The following is a 19,761-nucleotide window of genomic DNA, read 5'->3' on the forward strand; positions in this document are numbered from 1 at the left end:
AATAAAGCTGTTTGCAATTTAAGCAATTACATCTAAATTTCGTTTTAAGATATACTGGTAAGATGACAAATTCACTTTTACCCCTTATATTGTTACCTTTATTTTGTTAGGTTCGCTAACCGTGGTTCGTAATCCATCCCACGAAAAAAAACTAGGAATATAAAATGTTCAAAATAGCCAAAGAGTTTCAATTTGATGCTTGTCACATGTTAGATGGGCACAATAAAAAGTGTCATAATCTGCACGGCCACACTTATCGCCTATTAGTTGAAATTAGCGGAGAGCTTATTGATAACGGCTCAAGCCAAGATATGGTCATGGATTATGCCGATTTAAAGCTAATAGTTAAACAACATATTGTCGATCCGTTAGATCACGCCTATCTTTACAATCAACATAACCCTAATGAGTGCCGTATCGCGTCGTTACTACAAGAAATGGATCGTAAAATTTTTGCCTTTCCATGTAGAACCACCGCAGAAGGAATGAGCAAATTTATTTTTGATTGCTTATCGCAATATTTGCCTGTTTCGATGATCAAACTATGGGAAACGCCAACTTCATATTGTGAATATCATCGGAGTTAATGATGATTGAATTTCGTATTGTTGAAATCTTCGAATCCTTACAAGGCGAAGGTTATAATACTGGCATGCCTGCTATTTTTATTCGTTTTGCAGGATGCAATTTAAATTGTGCCTGGTGTGACACTAATTTTCGAAAATTTACTCGATTCACGTTAGATACTTTAATGACTAAAGTGAGCGAATATAAAAGCAAAAATATTATTATTACAGGTGGCGAACCGACAATGGTTAAAGCGTTACCTGAATTGCTTTTGCCACTCAAAAAAGCTGGTTATTTCATCGCCATTGAAAGCAATGGTCTTGGTAAAGTCGATCCGCTTATTGATTATATTGCGCTAAGCCCTAAATTTTGTTATCAGTCACGCTATCAAAAAATAGTACAACCAATAGCAAATGAAGTACGCATAGTAGCCGAAAATCACTGCGATTTTATTCCTTTTTGCCAATATATCGAAACTCATATTCAAGCCAAACGCTATTATCTATCTCCTTGTGAAAAAGATGGTGCATTTAATATGTTTGAAACGATAGAGTTGTTAGGAAAAATCAACCAAAATCGACTGAATAATAAATGGCTTTTGAGTGTGCAAAGCCACAAGTTTGCCAATATAGAATGATAAATTAGTACTAAAGAGAACTAATTAAATATTCATAAAATCAAGAAGTTTTATTAATTTTAATTGAATAATTGTTTAATCTATAATAACCTCATATAAATTATTTATATGGAATTAACTGTCATGCGTTTTTGCTATTGTTTATTGCTAACTTTGTTTACAACTCCAGTTATAGCTTGGGATATAGTTTGTGATAATACTTTAACTTGTCGTGTTATAGAATATAGTGATATATCTGATACAGGAGTGATAAAATCGTCAATTTTATTCCAGCGAAAAGCGGGGGCCAATCAGCCAGTTGAAATTTATGTTAGAACAAAAAATAACAAAGAAGAAGATAAAGAAGGTATTGAAATTAAAAACACTCAACAATTAGATAATTCATTGGCTGCATTCATTAATCAAGAGTATTTAGGCGAATTAAAAGAAATACAGAATAATATTTATCAGTTGTCACAATTCCAAGCTACAAAAATTATTCAAGCATTTACAAAAAATGAGAAAGTTATATTCCGTAACAGTAGAAGTCAATCATTTTATACCAATGGCGGATTTTATGATGTCATGTTAACAATGGACAAAAAACAAGGACGGGTTGGTACAACTGGCGCAGTTATAGCACATGGTAATAAAAATGAATCAAACGTTTATGCACCAATACCTGTACCAACTATAAAAAAAGGTAAAGTAATTGCTCCAGAACAAAGTCAAGAACTTAATACCAATGAAGTAATTAAAATATTCCCTCAATTCAAAAAACGCTATATACATGAAGCTAAATGTGATGCTTATGATTTAGAAGATCCTTATTATGATGAAACACAAGGATATGATAAAAGATTTCGGTTAATTAAATTAGATAATAACCACGATTTACTTGAAACTAGGTGTTGGTTTAGCGCATATAACTCAGGTAACGCCTATTGGATAATTTCCAACACTGCTAAACTAAGTAATAAAAATATAAAATTTATAAATAATGAGGGCAATACATACAAAAATGGAACAATATCCAGTATAGCTAAGCTAAGAGGTGAGGGAGATTGTTTAGAAAAATCTAGCTGGACTTGGAATGGACATAAATTTATGCTTTCCTCTAATATAAGTACAGGTGAATGCTTAGGTTTTGACGGTGGGGCTTGGGAATTACCTTCTTTTGTTAGCGAAATAAAATAACAATTGAACAATAGAAAGCCTTCAGATCTTATGGCGGTTTAAATATTATAATTTTATATATTAACATTTACCGCAGATCTTTATACTATAAATATTTTACAAAGCAGCTAAAAATTGAAGGTTTTTAGCTTAAAAAAACTCTTTTATTCAAACCAGATCATTGATGCCATTCTACCAGTTCTATTTTCACGTCGATAAGAGAAGAATTCATCTTGTTCAGTATAAGTACAATAATCACCACCAAAAATTTGCGTTACTCCTACTGCTTGTAAACGTTGTTTGGCAATTAGATATAGGTCTGCTAGGTATTTTTGTTCAGTTGGGTTGATCAATTTAAACGCTTCTTGTGCTTTTGGATCGGCTTTTTCAAATTGTTGTTTGACTTCAATACCTACCTCAAATTTTTTGACACTAATGGCTGGTCCCATCCAAGCAATGATGTTTGATGGCGAGCTTGAAAATTTTTTAATTGTTCCTTCTAATATACCATTACATAATCCTCGCCAACCAGCATGGGCAGCTGCAACTTCGTCGCCCTTTGTTGTACAAAAAAGTACAGGCATACAATCTGCGGTTAACACCACGCTAACTTGCTTAGGTAGATTGGTATATGATGCATCAGCTTCAAAAGTTTGATAAGAATCGACGTTACCTGTTGGAGGTTGTAAAGCAAATTGCGATATATCAAGCACTGTTGTGCTGTGAGTTTGTGTTAACCAATACGGTTCGCTTGGTATTTGTTCGGCTTGAATAATTCTTCGGCGGTTTTCAGCAATATGTTCTGAATTATCACCAGTTCGATTTCCCATATTTAAACTTGCAAATGGCGCTAAACTAACACCACCAGTTCGTGTTGAAGTAAAGGCATGAATTTTTTTTGGGGCTGTCCAATATGGGTAAATCGATTTAATCATATTCATCACCAATCTAGTTCATCTTTATGCTGTTCGGTATCTTCTTGTAAAGCTTGTATTAACTTTTGCATATCGTCAGGAATAGGAGCATGCCATTCCATTTGTTCACCTGTTATAGGATGATATAATCGCAACATGGTAGCGTGTAATGCTTGGCGATTAAAATCGCGTAAAGTTTGAATAAAAGATTCACTAGCCCCCTTAGGCGGCCTTGGTCTTCCACCGTAGAGTGGGTCACCAATTAGTGGGTGAGCAATATGTGCCATGTGCACGCGGATTTGGTGAGTTCGCCCTGTTTCTAAGCGCAATCGCAAACGTGTATGTAGGCGATATTTTTCCATCACTCTATAATGGGTAACCGCTGGTTTACCCGTTGGGAATACAGCCATATGTGTACGTTTGGTTGGATGACGGGTGATAGGCTGATCAACGGTTCCTCCTGCAGTAATAATCCCCATGACCACAGCTTCATATTCGCGTGTAATTTGGCGTAGTTGAAGTGATTCGACCAAATGTGTTTGTGCCATAATAGTTTTAGCTACAACCATTAGCCCTGTTGTATCTTTATCTAGACGATGCACAATACCTGCGCGGGGTACGCGTGCTATCTCAGGATAATAATGCAATAAGGCATTTAATACCGTACCATCAGGATTACCTGCGCCAGGATGCACAACTAAATCACGAGGTTTATTAATCACCAAAATGTCATCATCCTCGTAAACAATATCAAGCTTTATATCTTCTGGTTGATGATAAGTTTCTTGTTCAATTTCAGCATTAATAGTTATTATTTCGCCACCGAGCACTTTTTCTTTTGGTTTATTAACGATAACATCGTTGACAGTGACTTTATTATTAATAATCCAATCTTTTATTCTTGAGCGTGAATAATCAGGAAAAAGCTCGGATAATGCTTGATCTAAACGCATTCCTAGTTGACTTTGTTCGATTTTAGTTGATAATTTTAACTCATGCATGTGTAATTTATCTATTTTAAGCTGTTATGTTTTAGAGTATTATATACTAATCATCGCCTTTAATGTTTAATTATATTTGGATCAAAAACTGAATGAAATTGCGTTTACACTCTTTGCTAGCTATCGCTTTAAGTGGCATGCTAATTGGCTGTACTTCTTCCAAGCCCGATGTTGAAAATGTACCCGAGATTGAACTACATAACAAAGCGAAGTCTGAGCTTGAAAATGGTAATATTAAATCCAGTATTACTATATTAGAGTCCTTGGACAAAAATTATCCTTTTGGTCCTTATTCTCAACAAGTTCAACTTGATTTGATTTACGCTTACTATAAATCAGCTGACTTACCGTTAGCAATTGCGTCAATTGACCGTTTTTTGAAATTGAATCCAACGCATCCAAATATTGATTGGGTTATTTATATGCGTGGCATTTCAAATATGGCACAAGACGACAATATGATCCAAGGTTGGTTTAATGTTGATCGTTCAGATCGCGATCCCGATTATGCTTCAGCTGCATTTAAGGACTTTTCTTATCTACTGTCTAGTTTTCCAAACAGTCAATATGCAGCCGATGCGCAAAAACGCCTTGTATTTTTGAAAAATAGATTGGCTCGCTATCAGTTAAAAGTCGCACAATTCTATACAAAACGCGGTGCTTATGTAGCTGTGATTAATCGCGTGACTGAAATGTTAATTATGTTCCCAGATACCGATTCAACTAAAGAAGCATTGCTTTTAATGCGTAATGCTTATAATGAATTAGGCTTAGTTGATGAAACCCAAAAACTTGATCAACTGATTCAAGCAAATCTTAAAAACATGCCTAAAGAAGAACAACGATCATTCTTATCACGTTTTACTAGCGTCTTTAATGGTGGTTAGGCTTTTTTAATTAAGATACCTACCTTTAATTGCTATTTAATCACACTTAAATAGCAATTAATTTAACTTGTTGTATCCCTTTCACCTTAACCTATTAAAGGTTTGTTATTTATTAAATATCAGTAATAAAATATGCTCAATAACTTAGAATTTATCATAACAAGAAATCAATGTCTTACTTCATATATCGTTTGTAAAACGAATCAATAACCAATACAATTAGCAGCATATTTTTATTAGTTATAATAGATAGGACATTAACTCGTCATGCAAGAACAATATCGCCCAGATGAAATAGAAGCCATTGTACAAAAACATTGGCAAGAAAATAAAACCTTTCACGTTACTGAAGATTCATCAAAAGAAAAATATTACTGCTTATCGATGCTACCTTACCCTTCTGGGCGTTTGCATCTTGGTCATGTCCGTAACTACACCATTGGTGATACCATTTCACGTTACCAACGTTTAAATGGTAAAAATGTACTACAGCCAATCGGTTGGGATGCGTTTGGTTTGCCTGCTGAAGGTGCTGCAGTTAAGAACAATACTGCACCTGCAAAATGGACCTATGAAAATATTGCTTATATGAAAAAGCAATTACAACTTTTAGGATTTGGTTATGATTGGGATCGTGAAGTTACTACTTGTCATCCTGAATATTATAAATGGGAACAATGGTTTTTTACTAAGTTATATGAAAAAGGCTTAGTTTATAAAAAAACATCGGCAGTTAACTGGTGCCCTAATGATCAGACCGTACTTGCTAATGAGCAAGTGGTTGAAGGTTGTTGTTGGCGTTGTAGTACCCCTGTTGAGCGCAAAGAAATCCCACAATGGTTTATTAAAATCACCGAATATGCCGAAGAACTACTTAATGATTTGAATACGCTTGAAAGTTGGCCAGAACAAGTTAAAACCATGCAACGTAACTGGATTGGTCGTTCTGAAGGTGTTGAGTTTGATTTTGCTGTTGAAAATTATGCTGATAAGTTACGCGTCTATACAACTCGTCCTGATACATTAATGGGCGTTAGTTTTGTCTCTGTTGCCGCAGAGCACCCTCTTGCACAATTAGCAGCCCAAAACGATCCTAAAATTGCTGAATTTGTTGCTGAATGTAAAAATACCAAAACAGCCGAAGCCGATATGGCAACCATGGAAAAGAAAGGCATTGCAACTGGCTTTTATGCTATCCATCCTTTAACAGGAAAAAAAGTCCCTGTTTGGATTGCTAATTTTGTGTTAATTGAATATGGTACAGGTGCAGTGATGGCTGTGCCTGGGCACGATGAACGTGATTATGAATTTGCTTCAAAATATAACTTACCAATTAATCCTGTTATTTTAACTCAAGACGGTAACGCACCAGATCTTTCTGAAAAAGCATATACTGAGCATGGCAAGTTATTTAATTCAGGCGAATTTGATGGTCTTGATTTTGATCAAGCATTTAATGCTGTTGCTGATAAGTTAATTGCATTAGGTATTGGTAAACGTAAAGTTAATTACCGTTTGCGTGATTGGGGTGTTTCGCGTCAACGTTATTGGGGTGCACCAATCCCAATGGTGACGCTGGAAGATGGTACAACCATACCAACACCAGAAGACCAATTACCAGTTATTTTACCTGAAAATGTTGAAATGAATGGTATTACCAGTCCAATTAAGGCAGATCCTAACTGGGCTAAGACAACCGTTAACGGTCAACCTGCACTACGTGAAACCGATACGTTTGATACCTTTATGGAATCTTCTTGGTATTATGCTCGTTACACTTGTCCAAACTACGACAAAGGTATGTTAGACGAAAAAGCAGCAAACTATTGGTTACCTGTTGACCAGTATGTTGGTGGTATTGAACATGCCATTATGCATTTACTTTATTTTAGATTTTTCCATAAATTAATGCGTGATTTTGGTTTAGTATCGTCAGATGAACCAGCAAAACGTCTACTTTGCCAAGGTATGGTATTAGCTGATGCATTTTATTATACCAGTCCAACAAATGAACGTATTTGGGTTTCGCCAACTGAAGTCACTATTGAACGTGATGATAAGGGGCGCATTGCTAAAGCTGTCGATAGTCATGGCAATGAGCTAGTTCATGCCGGTATGACCAAAATGTCAAAATCAAAAAATAATGGTATCGATCCGCAAGAAATGGTTGAAAAATATGGTGCTGATACCGTTCGATTGTTTATGATGTTTGCATCACCTGCTGATATGACACTAGAATGGCAAGAATCTGGCGTTGAAGGTGCAAACCGATTTATTAAACGTGTATGGCGTTTAGTTTATGAACATACCCAAAAAGGTGTAGCAGCAAAACTAGACGTTACAGCTCTAGATAGTGAACAAAAATCATTACGTCGTGAATTACATAAAACCATAGCGAAAGTGAGTGATGATATTGGCCGCCGCCAAACATTTAATACTGCTATTGCTGCTGTGATGGAATTTATGAATCGCTTACAAAAAGCACCGCAAGAAACAGAGCAAGATCGCGCTCTAATGAGTGAAGCTTTAAATGCTATTGTTCGATTACTTTACCCAATGATGCCTCACGCTTGTTTTGTTATGTGGCAAGCTTTAGGTCACAACGAATTGATTGATAATACAACTTGGCCTGTTGCTGATCAATCGGCAATGGTGGAGGACGAGAAACTCATTGTTGTACAAATCAATGGCAAAGTCCGCGGTAAATTTATTGTACCTGCCGATGCCGATCAAGATTTTGTTGTATCACAAGCAAAACAAGAGCCTAACATCCAAAAATATTTGAGTGATGTTGCTATCCGTAAAATGATTTATGTACCGGGTAAATTATTAAATCTTGTTGTTGGTTAATTTTGTTTGATAACTAAATTTAGGCGGTTATTGATATGAAAAAATATTTAGCATTAATTATGTTATTAACAATATCCTTAACAGGATGTGGATTTCACTTACAACATGAGACAGAAGTGCCAGAAAGTTTTAAAACGATGTCTTACATAAGTTATGACCCTTATGGAAGATTATCTCGCAATATTAAAGAGTTATTACACGATAATGATGTGACAATAACGAATAATAATGCTTCAGGTCAGGTACCATTGTTAAAAATGGTAAGTGAAAATCTAAGTCGCAATACCATCTCGATTTATCAAGATGGTAAAGCTGCCGAATATCAATTAGTGTTAACGGTTGAAGCACAAGTTGTTGCTGGTCAACAGACTTATCCAATAAGCGTACGCGTGTTTAGAACGTTTTTTGATAATCCAGCTGAAGCTTTGGCTAAGACGGTTGAACAAGACTTAATTGAAAACGAAATGTTTAAACAAGCGGCTAAACAAGTCATCCGTAAATTAAAATCGATTCATGCAGTAAATTAACGTTGACATGATTAAAATTAGTGCCGATCAAATTAACAATAATGTGGGGGCTCCCTATTATTTAATTTTAGGTAGTGATCCCTATTTACAGCATTATGTGCAAACTGAGTTACGCAAATCCTTTTTACAAAAAGGATTTGATGAGCAACTTACTTTTGTAATTGATAATCAAACCGATTGGACAGCTATTTATGATAGCTGTCAGGCTATGAATCTATTTTCTGCAAATACTCTGATTTTTCTTGATTTTGGTGAGGGTTCATTAAACGCAGCTATCACTACCAAACTCAATACACTAAGTGAGGTTTTAACCCCTGGTATTGCGCTGGTTATTACACTTAACAAAATTACGAAATCGCAAGAAAACGCTAATTGGTATAAAGCTTTATCGGATAAATTGGTGGTTATCAATTGCACTACACCCGATACTTTACAGTTGCCACAATGGATCAAAAATCATTTGCAACAACAACAAATGACCATTGAACCAAAGGCAATTGAACTGTTTTGCTATTATTATGAAGGCAATTTACTGGCATTAACACAAATTATTGCACAACTTAAGTTGTTGTATCCTAATCAGAGCATTTCTTATGATGAAGTCGAAAATAATATAAATGATTCGGCAATATTTACACCATATCATTGGACTGATGCGATGATTGCCAATAAAACAAAACGAGCCATTCATATTTTACAACAGCTAAAAATAAATGAATTTGAGCCGTTAATTTTATTGCGGATTGTTCAACGTGAATTGATATTGATGATCAATTTAAAAAAAGGATTGCAACAAAAATCATTAAAACAAGTTTTCGATGAATATAAGGTTTGGCAAAATAAAAGAACGATATATACCAGTTATCTAAACCGTTGCGATATTAATGACCTATTTAATTTATTAGCCAAATTGACAGAGATCGAAATCAGTTTAAAGCATGATAACCAAGCACGAATATGGGACGCAATGTTTAATTTATCGATGCAATTTATGGGATTAGATAAATGTTAACTGCATTATTAGGAGGAACTTTTGATCCGATCCATTATGGACACCTTCGCCCTGCTATTTCGTTAGCAAATGAAGTCGGATTAAAGCAAATTGGTTTATTGCCTAATCATATCCCTCCTCATAAACCACAACCCGAAGCGAGTACTGAACAACGCTTGGCAATGTTAAAATTGGCTATCGAAGGTTTACCATTATTTGCGTTGAATGTAAGAGAGATCTTACCTGAAACTTCAACACGTCCTTCTTATACTATCGGAACGCTTCAAGCCTGGCGACAAGAAAATGGGAATAGTGAAGGATTGGCATTTATTATGGGACAAGATTCATTATTGAGTTTACCGACTTGGAGTAAATGGAAAACGCTGCTTGATTATTGCCATTTACTAATTTGCCGTAGACCAGGTTATGCCCAAAAAACTGATAACATTGAGTTACAACAATGGATTGATGTGCATAATACCACAAACGTTAAAGATCTACACAATTCACCACATGGTTATATCTTTTTTGCACATACGCCACTTGAAGATATTTCAGCTACTGAGATCAGGCAAAATATTAACAACCAAGCCAGTTGTGAAAATTTGTTACCACCCAAAGTGTGGCATTATATTCATCAGCAAGGCCTTTATACTGCAAAGAAATAGTAGAAAGGGCTTTACATCTGACAGTTTTTTCGGCATTATTTCGCCGCTGTGTTTATTTATTTTAAACTTAGCTTTTTGTGTTTATACTTAACTTTACTTTGTCATCGAATAAAATACTTTATAGGTGACATAAAAGCGCAACGCGATACCTTTGCACTATATGTGCTTAGACGAGGAAAGTTAGTTGAGTATATTTAATTTGTACTTATTATTAAGAGGCCCCAATGGCAAAAGAAGATAACATTGAAATGCAAGGAACCATACTTGATACTCTTCCAAATACGATGTTTCGTGTGGAACTTGAAAATGGTCATGTCGTTACTGCACATATTTCTGGTAAGATGCGTAAGAACTATATTCGTATTTTAACTGGTGATAAAGTTACTGTTGAAATGACACCTTACGATCTATCTAAAGCACGCATCATCTTCCGAAGTCGCTAATATCGTTATCAGAATAAACTTTTATCGCTATATAACTGTTTATTTCTCTCTTTTTTAATAAAAAAACCGTCGACAAAAGTCGACGGAGAAGTGAGATATTTAAACTAAACTAGTGAGTTAATCATCTTTAGAAAAGTTCATTTGATCGTATTTAACCCATTTTGTTTTTTTAACTATTTTATAGCCAAAGTAAATCATTAAAAATAATGGTAAACCGATATAGGTTGCAATTACACTATTCCAATCAATAGAATCTTGTAGGAAGGCTTCGTAATTTTGACCAAGTGTTATAATTAAACATAATACGAAAGCAAAAACAGGGCCAAATGGGAAGCAGCTTGATTTATATGGTAATTGATTAACATCATGACCTTGCATAAGGTAACCCTTTCTAAAACGATAATGACTAATTGCAATTCCTAACCAAGCAATAAAACCAGTCATACCTGACATATTGAGCAACCACAAATAAACAACCTGATCTCTATACATCGACGTTAAGAAGCAAAGCATAGCCACAAATGTCGTTGCTAACAACGCTGCACGAGGTACGCCTGATGATGATAATTTTGCAAAGATTTTAGGTGCTTTACCTTCTTTAGCAAGAGCATAAAGCATACGGGTCGAAGCATAAAGTCCTGAGTTACCCGCAGATAAAACTGAAGTCAGTATAACAGCATTCATTAATGCTGCAGCTGATAATAATCCTGCATGTTCAAATACTAGGGTAAATGGACTAACACTTATATCGGTTTCATCGTTACGTAGTAAATTAGGATCAGTATAAGGAATAATTAAACTGATGACTAAAATCGCAAAGATATAAAATAACAGTATTCGCCAAAAGACTTGCCGCATAGCTTTAGGAATATTTTTTTCTGGATCTTTTGATTCACCAGCTGCAATACCAATTAATTCTGTACCTTGAAATGAAAATCCAACTACCATTGCTACACCAATCATTGATGAAAATCCACCAGCAAAAGGCGCTTCTTTGATGGTCCAATTTTGCCAACCTGCACCTTCTGCACCATGGAAAATACCAATAATCATTAATAAACCAACAATAATAAAAACAATAACGGTGACAACTTTAATTAATGAAAACCAAAATTCAGCTTCACCAAAGCCTTTAACTGAAATATAGTTTAAACAAAAGATGATACTTAAAAACAATAAACTCCATAACCAGCTATAAGGACCGGCATCAAACCAATAAGAAATAACTAGCTGAGCGGCAACTAGGTCAACCGCAACTGTAATTGCCCAGTTATACCAATAGTTCCAACCAATGGCAAAACCAAACGCTTCATCTACATAACGTGAACCATAAGTTGCAAAGGTGCCTGAAACAGGTAAATATGCAGCAAGTTCCCCTAAGCTAGTCATTAAAAAGTACACCATTACACCTATAATGGCATACGAAAGCAAAGCACCACCGGGACCTGCCTGAGCAACAGTTGCTCCTGAGGCAACAAATAGCCCTGTGCCAATTGAACCACCAATGGCGATCATAGCTAAGTGACGCGCCTTTAAATCTCGTTTTAATTTGTTTTTCATATCAATATTCTTCTTTGTTAAGGAGAGCCCATCTTATGGAGCATAAATTTTTATATTCCACATTATTTAACAACCAAATAGGCAGCTAAAAATTTATATTAATCATTACTGATAAATAAAATAGGTAAAAGTGTATCAAAAAAAAATGATGGCGAGATAAATAATTCTAATAATCGAACTGTTTTGTTAAATATATACAATACTTAACCTTTAGTTAGCTGTTCTAATTGAGTTAAATAATTCAGTGCTTGCGAACGGCTATTACCACACATTTCGATACAAGGTTTTAATCGACCACAAACTTTCGGTCTCGATGGGTGCAAGAACAATTTACATTGATAATTGTTATCTAAATGAAGACAAGCAATACCAGCTGGTTTACCCTTAGGCATACATGGGATGGCTGATGAAATTGAAGGAGCAATACAACAGGCACCGCAGTTTTTTCGACATTGGAATGAATCTGTCATAGTGTTTTCTTTATTTTACACGCCTATTCAATAAATTTTGATGGTGACAATAGCAAGTTAGCGGTAAAATAGCGAGCTAATTTTTTAACTTTTTTTAATCGTGAAGAATAAATATTATGGCTAAAGCAAATGAAATAAAACGTGGTGATGCAGTCACCTATAATGGTAAATTATTACTTGTTAAAGATATTGATGTTCAAAGTCCAAGTGCACGGGGTGCCAGTACACTTTATAAAATGCGTTTTACCGATGTAAAAAATGGTGGAAAAGTTGAAGAACGTTTTAAAGGTGATGATATCCTCGAAACAATTGAACTATCCCGTCGACCTGTTAGTTTTTCGTATATTGATGGTGATGAATATGTATTTATGGATAATGAGGATTATACCCCTTATATCTTCAAAAAAGAGCAAATTGAAGATGAATTATTGTTTATCCCTGAAGGCGGTATGAATGGTATTCAAGTGCTAATGGCTGATGGTGAAGTTCTTGCCTTGGAATTGCCACAGACTGTTGAACTTGATATTGTTGAAACCTCGCCAAGTATTAAAGGAGCTTCAGCTAGTGCGCGAACTAAACCAGCTACTTTATCGACTGGGCTTGTAATTCAGGTTCCAGAATATATTGATAACCATGAAAGAGTTAAAATTCATATTGCTGAACGCCGTTACATGAGCCGTGCCGAATAACCAATAAAATCGTAATGAATATATATAATCAAAATAAACTACATAAACGATTGCGTCGCTTAACTGGCGAAGCAATCGCTGACTTTAATATGATCGAAGAAGGCGATCGTATTATGGTTTGCTTATCAGGCGGTAAAGATAGTTATACTTTGCTTGATATTCTTATCAACTTAAAAATCAGTGCACCAGTACATTTTGATCTAATAGCAGTTAACTTAGATCAAAAACAACCAGGATTTCCTGAACATGTATTGCCTGAATATTTAAATTCGTTAGGCATTGAATATAAAATCGTGCAAGAAAACACCTACGGTATTGTCAAGGATAAAATCCCTGAAGGTAAAACAACTTGCTCGCTTTGTTCACGGCTACGTCGTGGCATTTTATATCGCACAGCAACCGAACTTGGTGCAACAAAAATTGCCCTTGGCCATCATCGAGATGATATTTTAGAAACGCTATTTTTAAATATGTTTTATGGTGGCAAACTCAAAGCAATGCCGCCAAAGCTAATGAATGATTCAGGTGAACATATCATTATCCGACCACTAGCTTATTGCAAAGAAAAAGATATCGCCAGATACGCTGAAATTAAACAATTTCCGATTATTCCTTGTAATCTTTGTGGCTCACAACCCAACTTACAAAGGCAAGTAATTAAAGAAATGCTCAATGAATGGGATAAAAAGTTCCCCGGACGCATTGAAACCATGTTCCGAGCAACACAAAACATCACCCTATCCCATCTGTGTGATACCAATTTGTTTGATTTTAAAGGAATTAAAAAAGGTGATCTTTCTGTTAATGGTGGCGATATTGCTTTTGACCGCGAAGATATGGCAACAACCATCGGTTTTGATGCTTCAGAACTTGAAAAACAAGATATGATTTTATGGAAGGAAGCAAAATAGTGGCTTAATATACATATACTTTAACTTTTTCATCAATGCCATTAATGTGGCATTGATTTTTACATTTCCTAGAAATTTTAAATCCACAATAAAGTTAAACCAAACATTAAAATAAAAAGCCAATTTATTATGTTAACCATTTTAGCCAGCATTGGTTGACTATTTGTTTTTCTTGCACAAATTGCGAACTATTAACCGTGCTAGATTGTAATAGCAATGCTAATCTATGAATTTTGTTGCGCATATCGATATAGGCTTGTGTTAGCTGCTCTGCTTCTTGGCTATCCATTATTTGATAATTTGTCGCAAGTTCTAAAATCCGAACATTATCGCTCCACTTTGTCATTTTAGGATATTTATTAGCATAATTAAGCACAAGATATTGCGATATAAACTCAATATCTCCTATTCCTCCTTCATCAATTTTTAAGTTAAATAAATTGTTTTGAGTGCTACCTAGATGTACTCTCATTTTTTCACGCATTTCACGCACTTCTTTTTTTAATACAACTTCATCACGCTTTTTACAAAGTACATTATGACGAATTTGGTTAAAACGTTTTATTAATTCACCTTCTCCATATATAGCTCTTGCTCTGACTAATGCTTGATGCTCCCAAGTCCAAGCTTCATTCATTTGGTAATCTTCGAACGAATCTAAACTACAAGCAAGCAATCCTGCATCACCCTGAGGGCGAAGCCTTACATCAACTTCATATAAAATCCCAAAACTAGTACGAACATTAAATAGATGAATAATTCGCTGAACTAAACGCAAATAGAATTGACGACTATCTATCTGCTTATTGCCGTTAGTTATACTATTAACTGGACAATCATGTAAAAAAACCAAATCGAGATCCGAACCATAACCCAGTTCCCAACCGCCTAATTTACCATAGCCGATTACCACCAAGCCTTTATGATTATCAGCCAAATGCTCAGGCTTGCCATAGCGAGTAACCATTTGATTCCAAGCCATTTGTATGACAAAATCTAATAATGATTCAGCCACATAAGTTAGGTGATCACTGACCTTCATGGTAGTTAATACATGCTCAACATCGCAAGCAGCTATATGCAACAATTGCATCTGTTTAAATTGACGTAAAGCTTCAAGTTGTTGTTCTTCGTCATCAACTTCAATACGTAATAAATATTGATAAAGCTGGCTTTTATATTCATTTGGAGCAACAGTCTGATAAAGCGAATTGATATCAATAAGCTCATCTAATAATATAGGGTAATGAGCCAGCTGATCGCTAATCATTGGTGAAGCACTACATAAGCGAATCAATTGCTTCAAAGCAGTTGGATATTCAAGTAACAGTTCTAAATAAGTGGTACGACTAACAATATTAACAAGTAACGGCAAAATCCTTGATAGCACCATTGTTGCTTGCTTTTCGCTACAGACAGCTTCTAACAAACGTGGCATTAACTGATCGAGGATTTCACGCCCCCGTACGCCAATGGTACGTTTACCTATATCATCACGAAATTGCACTAGCATTTGGTAGATCTGCGTAACTTCTGTTTCTGAATAGGTAGGTAATATTGCACTAACATCGCTTATTTGAAGATCAGGCACCCAAAGATCGTCAAATTGATCGTTATAAGGCTTAGTCGTTGAGGTAGATTCTGATTCGTTTTCGCCAATAAGTTCATTAAAAATTTGGCGGTTATGTTGCATCCGCACTAATAACGCTTGTTCAAAATCATGCCAATGATTAAAGCCCATGCTTATCGCTAAACGAGCTTGATCCAGTGCATTATTTGGCAAGGTTTGGGTCTGTTCGTCAGCAATAGCTTGTAGAAGATTTTCACAACGGCGTAAAAATAGGTAATTTTCTCGTAATAACGATACTTCATTCGATGCAAGTAGCGATTCTTGTTCAATCACATCAAGCGCATTTAATAGCGAACGAGTTTGCAACCCCACTACTCTTCCACCACGAATAAGCTGAAAAACTTGTACAATAAACTCTATTTCACGAATCCCACCAGCACCAAGCTTAATGTTATTTTTTAAACCACGACGACGCACTTCACGTTCAATCATGCTTTTCATATTACGCAATGATTGTAAAACACTAAAATCAATATAGCGACGATAAACAAATGGTTTTAACATTTGATAAAGCTCACTGACATAAGGAGATTGTTGATCACCAAGCACTTTAGCTTTAACCATTGCATAACGTTCCCAATCGCGCCCTTGTTCTTGATAGTAATCTTCCATAGCAGAAAAACTCAGCACCAAAGGTCCACCATCACCAAGTGGCCGCAAGCGCATATCAACGCGATAAACAAATCCATCTTCTGTAATTTGGTCTAACGCTTTGATCAAACGTTGTCCCAAACGTGTAAAGAATACAGCATTATCTAACTCTCTCCGCCCTCCTTGTGTTTGTCCATGTTCGGGATAGGTAAAAATCAAATCAATATCGGACGAGAAATTAAGTTCTCCACCACCTAATTTTCCCATACCTAAAATCAGCAGTGGCTGCGTCTGACCTTGAGCATTGTAAGGTGTCCCCCACTCTTTGCAACTAAGCTCATAAAGCCAATTACGAGCTGTAACAATTATCACCTCAGCTAGTTCACTTAATTGTAATAAAATCTGCTCATCATTACTGATATGAACTAGTTGAGACCATGCTAACCGGACTAAAATATAACGACGAAATTGCCTTAAAATCTTCATGAATTCAGTTTCATCTGAAACTGCTATTAATTTTTCATTTAACCAAGTTTGGTAATACTGTCTTTCATCTGCCTGTGGGGGATTTTGGCTGATTTCTGTTAGCCAGTTAGGAAATCGATAAAATGCATCTACCAAAAAATTACTTCGCACTAAAATATCTAAATTAGCTTGTATTTCGTTTGATTGACATTGTTTAAGTTGAGAGGCAACTTTTTGCTTTTGTTGTTCAAACAAAGAAGAAACTGGAAGGTTAAATTCTGACATAAGCAAGCTCTCTTAGAAATTTCTTCACAAAATAATATCAGCAAAATAAGAATATATTATAAGTAACTTTTGTAAGTTATATAGTATTTTATATACAAAATAAAAAAGTGTCGAAAATGATGAGATGATTTTTAATTGAGTATTGTTTTTAGGAATGATTCATAAAGAATATACAACTTCTTTAAACCCTTTATTTTATATTACCATAGGTGCAAAGTCTTTTTGGAGTAAAAAGACCTTTACTGGAGCTATATATAACCATATATCCTAATAAAAACCGTCATTATATTGTTGTATAGATAAAAAAATATCATACCGAAAAAAGTAAAAATTTCAGGCAACAATTCTTGCAATTAATATAAGGCAACCTTGTCTATTATAGAACAATGCCTATTATAATTAATGTAAAAATGTTACCAATAAACTAATTTGTACAAATTTTATTCTGACTTTGACTCAACAAAACTGGATAAATTAACTTCTTTTCCAAAAAATGCTTTTGCTGTTTTACTAACAACTACCGAACCTATTGCACATAAAATAAGAAGAAATAATATAATATCTGTTATAACAATAACCATTATTTCGCTGTCTGTTAATGAATCTGCAACCTCATCAAACCATTTCAGACAATATATATTGAAAAATAAAACAATTATTGCTGCCAACGATGTTAACACAAAAGCAATGACAGAACTTGAAATTAATGACTTCACCTGTAAATTATCATAAACAGTTTTAAATTGTTTTCGCAAAACAAAATAACCAATCGTATTTACAATCAATAAAAAAACTGAATAAAAAATAATAGTTCTAATATGGTATTCAAGGGGACCTATAGAATCCAGAGGATCTTTAGGAACAAAAAAGAAATTTAAGCAAAATAAGACAATAGATAGATAATAGAAATTAAATAATAGAATAAATAAAGATAAATGAGTTTTTTGACTATTGTCCGAGGATAATACAATCATATCTGACTCTGTTACGAAAGCTGTTCGCAGTAGTTTTATCCCTAAATAAATCGCCATTATTATCCAAATATAACAAGCTAATCTAAATATGCCTATATAGAGGCTTTCTATATAAGTAAAATAATATGGCACTATAGCATAATATAAAAATCCAAGAACCTGTCGCTCAAATATCACCTGATAACCATTGATACCTATTATTATAAAAAAAACAATTAAAAACACACAAAGCAGATTCTTTTTATTGACTCGATAGACCGAATTCTTATGCAAGATTATGGCTGAAGTAATAAAAATTAAAACCAGATTTGCTAACTGATTAAAAGTATTAGGCAAAACTATATGAATAATTAATGATAAAAAAGAATCGTCCCAAATATATGGGTTAACCTTTGCATAGCTAAAAACCATATTCTCAACAAGAAGTTCTCGTCCAACTAAAAAAGCGCTATCTAGCACCCCATAAAACAGCAAAAACAAGAACGGTAATTTAAAAAAAGAAAGCTTCATTATTTTACTTTTTATTTCATTGATTAATAGTCATATTTGCGATCAACATAAGCCTGAACTTTGTATTAATCTCACTAAAAGCAAATTCTTTTACAGAGTTAATAGTCAATAATGCCATTTGCCATTGTGTAAATTCAGGCTCAAAAGGAAGATTTTTATCTATTAGAATATAATTTATTTGGTTTAGTGTTTGTTTATATAACTCTAAATCATTAACTTCTAATGCATATTCTTCATTTTGTTGCCAAAATCTTAACAGGCTTGCTAGATCTTGATGGGCTTGAAAATCAAATTGACAAGTTTTAAGTGATGTATTTTTCAGTAAACAATAGCCCCTAGCAGCTTTACTTTGTGAAAAAAGATGCAAATGGAAACGGCTTAATTCAAGAGCAAAATTAAACAGGTCTTGTTTATTACCTTGTTTGAGTTCTAATTCGACTTCTTGAATGATTTTAACTTTTTTGTTTGACTTAATTTCCCCTTGGTCTAGTGCTACCTCAATTTCGCTACTCGCAAAAGAAATTAACCAAGTTTGCCTTTTGAAATCAGTACTGAACAATGGTAATAAATCTCGTTGTAACCGCTCAATATCGCAATTATAGGGTAATGCCATATGTGGTAATACAGCTAAATTGGGTTCTGAATTAGGTAAGTCAACATTAAATTCAGCACGCTCATGTAATCCAGACACAGACTTGCTATCTCGCTTTAAGGTGATTTCAAACTCTTTTTCGTGATCACTTTCGCATTCCCTTACTCGCAATCCACACTGATTATTACGTAGGTAATAATCGCTTGTGTCATAATAGGTACTAGTCAAATTGAGTTTTGTAGAACTGTTTTTTGCTGGTGATATCGTTAAAAATTCAACTTCGTCGCTATCAGCCCATTGATCTAGAAAATATCTTAAATTAGCAATATCACTAGTATTAATTTCAAACTTTAATTCGATTTCATTACTCATTCATCTACTATTTTTTCGCTATTTTTAACATAATCAACGATAAATCTACTTCATACATCATAGCGAATCACC

General features: G+C 34.6%; 17 protein-coding genes, 1 pseudogene and 1 riboswitch. Of the genes and pseudogenes, 11 read left to right on the forward strand and 7 right to left on the reverse strand.

Annotated elements, in window-relative coordinates; all coding sequences use genetic code 11:
• Positions 1 to 115 precede the first annotated feature (115 nt).
• Positions 116 to 161: riboswitch (PreQ1 riboswitch) on the forward strand.
• A gap of 3 nt (positions 162 to 164) precedes the next feature.
• From queD to ACGH80_RS02710, 3 genes are all read left to right on the forward strand, one after another.
• Complete coding sequence (gene queD / locus ACGH80_RS02700; protein ID WP_065611257.1) at positions 165 to 587, forward strand: 6-carboxytetrahydropterin synthase QueD; 423 nt, start codon at positions 165 to 167, stop codon at positions 585 to 587.
• Positions 588 to 589: 2 nt separating this feature from the next.
• On the forward strand, positions 590 to 1,204 hold the full coding sequence (locus ACGH80_RS02705) for a 7-carboxy-7-deazaguanine synthase QueE (RefSeq protein ID WP_411578504.1): 615 nt from the start codon (positions 590 to 592) through the stop codon (positions 1,202 to 1,204).
• Positions 1,205 to 1,312: 108 nt separating this feature from the next.
• Complete coding sequence (locus tag ACGH80_RS02710) at positions 1,313 to 2,380, forward strand: DUF1176 domain-containing protein (protein ID WP_411630493.1); 1,068 nt, start codon at positions 1,313 to 1,315, stop codon at positions 2,378 to 2,380.
• A gap of 143 nt (positions 2,381 to 2,523) precedes the next feature.
• On the opposite strand, the gene pgeF is transcribed toward ACGH80_RS02710, so the two are convergent.
• Both pgeF and rluD read right to left on the reverse strand, forming a co-directional pair.
• Positions 2,524 to 3,294, reverse strand: coding sequence for a peptidoglycan editing factor PgeF (gene pgeF, locus ACGH80_RS02715; protein WP_411630494.1), 771 nt, complete (start codon positions 3,292 to 3,294; stop codon positions 2,524 to 2,526).
• Between the two features lie 5 nt (positions 3,295 to 3,299).
• Positions 3,300 to 4,274 (reverse strand): 23S rRNA pseudouridine(1911/1915/1917) synthase RluD, encoded by a 975-nt coding sequence (rluD, locus tag ACGH80_RS02720; RefSeq protein ID WP_174798488.1) that lies wholly within the window; start codon positions 4,272 to 4,274, stop codon positions 3,300 to 3,302.
• 92 nt (positions 4,275 to 4,366) lie between these two features.
• Here rluD and bamD point away from each other — a divergent pair.
• From bamD to infA, 6 genes and pseudogenes are all read left to right on the forward strand, one after another.
• Positions 4,367 to 5,089, forward strand: a pseudogene (gene bamD, locus ACGH80_RS02725) (outer membrane protein assembly factor BamD); the annotation flags it as partial.
• 339 nt (positions 5,090 to 5,428) lie between these two features.
• Positions 5,429 to 8,011 (forward strand): leucine--tRNA ligase, encoded by a 2,583-nt coding sequence (leuS, locus tag ACGH80_RS02730; protein ID WP_411630495.1) that lies wholly within the window; start codon positions 5,429 to 5,431, stop codon positions 8,009 to 8,011.
• A 35-nt stretch (positions 8,012 to 8,046) separates the two neighbouring features.
• A complete protein-coding gene (gene lptE, locus ACGH80_RS02735; RefSeq protein ID WP_174798490.1) occupies positions 8,047 to 8,538 on the forward strand; it encodes an LPS assembly lipoprotein LptE in 492 nt (163 codons plus the stop codon).
• Between the two features lie 7 nt (positions 8,539 to 8,545).
• Positions 8,546 to 9,550 (forward strand): DNA polymerase III subunit delta, encoded by a 1,005-nt coding sequence (holA, locus tag ACGH80_RS02740; protein WP_174798491.1) that lies wholly within the window; start codon positions 8,546 to 8,548, stop codon positions 9,548 to 9,550.
• Positions 9,544 to 10,197 (forward strand): nicotinate-nucleotide adenylyltransferase, encoded by a 654-nt coding sequence (gene nadD / locus ACGH80_RS02745; RefSeq protein WP_174798492.1) that lies wholly within the window; start codon positions 9,544 to 9,546, stop codon positions 10,195 to 10,197. The genes holA and nadD overlap by 7 nt, the downstream gene beginning before the upstream one ends.
• A gap of 224 nt (positions 10,198 to 10,421) precedes the next feature.
• Positions 10,422 to 10,640 carry a translation initiation factor IF-1 gene (gene infA / locus ACGH80_RS02750; protein ID WP_025315083.1) on the forward strand — a complete coding sequence of 73 codons (219 nt, stop codon included), beginning with the start codon at positions 10,422 to 10,424 and terminating at the stop codon, positions 10,638 to 10,640.
• Positions 10,641 to 10,757: 117 nt separating this feature from the next.
• On the opposite strand, the gene ACGH80_RS02755 is transcribed toward infA, so the two are convergent.
• Together ACGH80_RS02755 and ACGH80_RS02760 are read right to left on the reverse strand one after the other, a co-directional pair.
• Positions 10,758 to 12,200 (reverse strand): amino acid permease, encoded by a 1,443-nt coding sequence (locus ACGH80_RS02755; protein ID WP_174798493.1) that lies wholly within the window; start codon positions 12,198 to 12,200, stop codon positions 10,758 to 10,760.
• A gap of 203 nt (positions 12,201 to 12,403) precedes the next feature.
• Entirely contained in the window at positions 12,404 to 12,670 is a 267-nt protein-coding gene (locus ACGH80_RS02760; RefSeq protein WP_174798494.1) for a YkgJ family cysteine cluster protein, read from the reverse strand.
• 116 nt (positions 12,671 to 12,786) lie between these two features.
• On the opposite strand from ACGH80_RS02760, the gene yeiP reads away from it, so the two are divergent.
• The gene (gene yeiP, locus ACGH80_RS02765) at positions 12,787 to 13,359 is read left to right on the forward strand and encodes an elongation factor P-like protein YeiP (RefSeq protein ID WP_065574609.1); all 573 of its coding nucleotides are present in this window, start codon (positions 12,787 to 12,789) and stop codon (positions 13,357 to 13,359) included.
• Between the two features lie 14 nt (positions 13,360 to 13,373).
• Positions 13,374 to 14,270: a tRNA 2-thiocytidine(32) synthetase TtcA gene (gene ttcA / locus ACGH80_RS02770; protein ID WP_174798495.1), complete on the forward strand. Its 897-nt coding sequence runs from the start codon at positions 13,374 to 13,376 to the stop codon at positions 14,268 to 14,270.
• Between the two features lie 127 nt (positions 14,271 to 14,397).
• Here ttcA and glnE read toward each other — a convergent pair whose 3' ends face one another.
• From glnE to ACGH80_RS02785, 3 genes are all read right to left on the reverse strand, one after another.
• Positions 14,398 to 17,241, reverse strand: coding sequence for a bifunctional [glutamate--ammonia ligase]-adenylyl-L-tyrosine phosphorylase/[glutamate--ammonia-ligase] adenylyltransferase (glnE, locus tag ACGH80_RS02775; protein WP_411630496.1), 2,844 nt, complete (start codon positions 17,239 to 17,241; stop codon positions 14,398 to 14,400).
• A 440-nt stretch (positions 17,242 to 17,681) separates the two neighbouring features.
• Entirely contained in the window at positions 17,682 to 18,725 is a 1,044-nt protein-coding gene (locus ACGH80_RS02780) for a hypothetical protein (protein WP_174798525.1), read from the reverse strand.
• Positions 18,726 to 18,741: 16 nt separating this feature from the next.
• Entirely contained in the window at positions 18,742 to 19,689 is a 948-nt protein-coding gene (locus ACGH80_RS02785; RefSeq protein ID WP_174798526.1) for an inorganic triphosphatase, read from the reverse strand.
• Positions 19,690 to 19,761: the final 72 nt, after the last annotated feature.

The sequence above is a fragment of the Gilliamella sp. BG1 genome (assembly GCF_046635625.1).
Classification (GTDB): domain Bacteria; phylum Pseudomonadota; class Gammaproteobacteria; order Enterobacterales; family Orbaceae; genus Gilliamella; species Gilliamella bombi.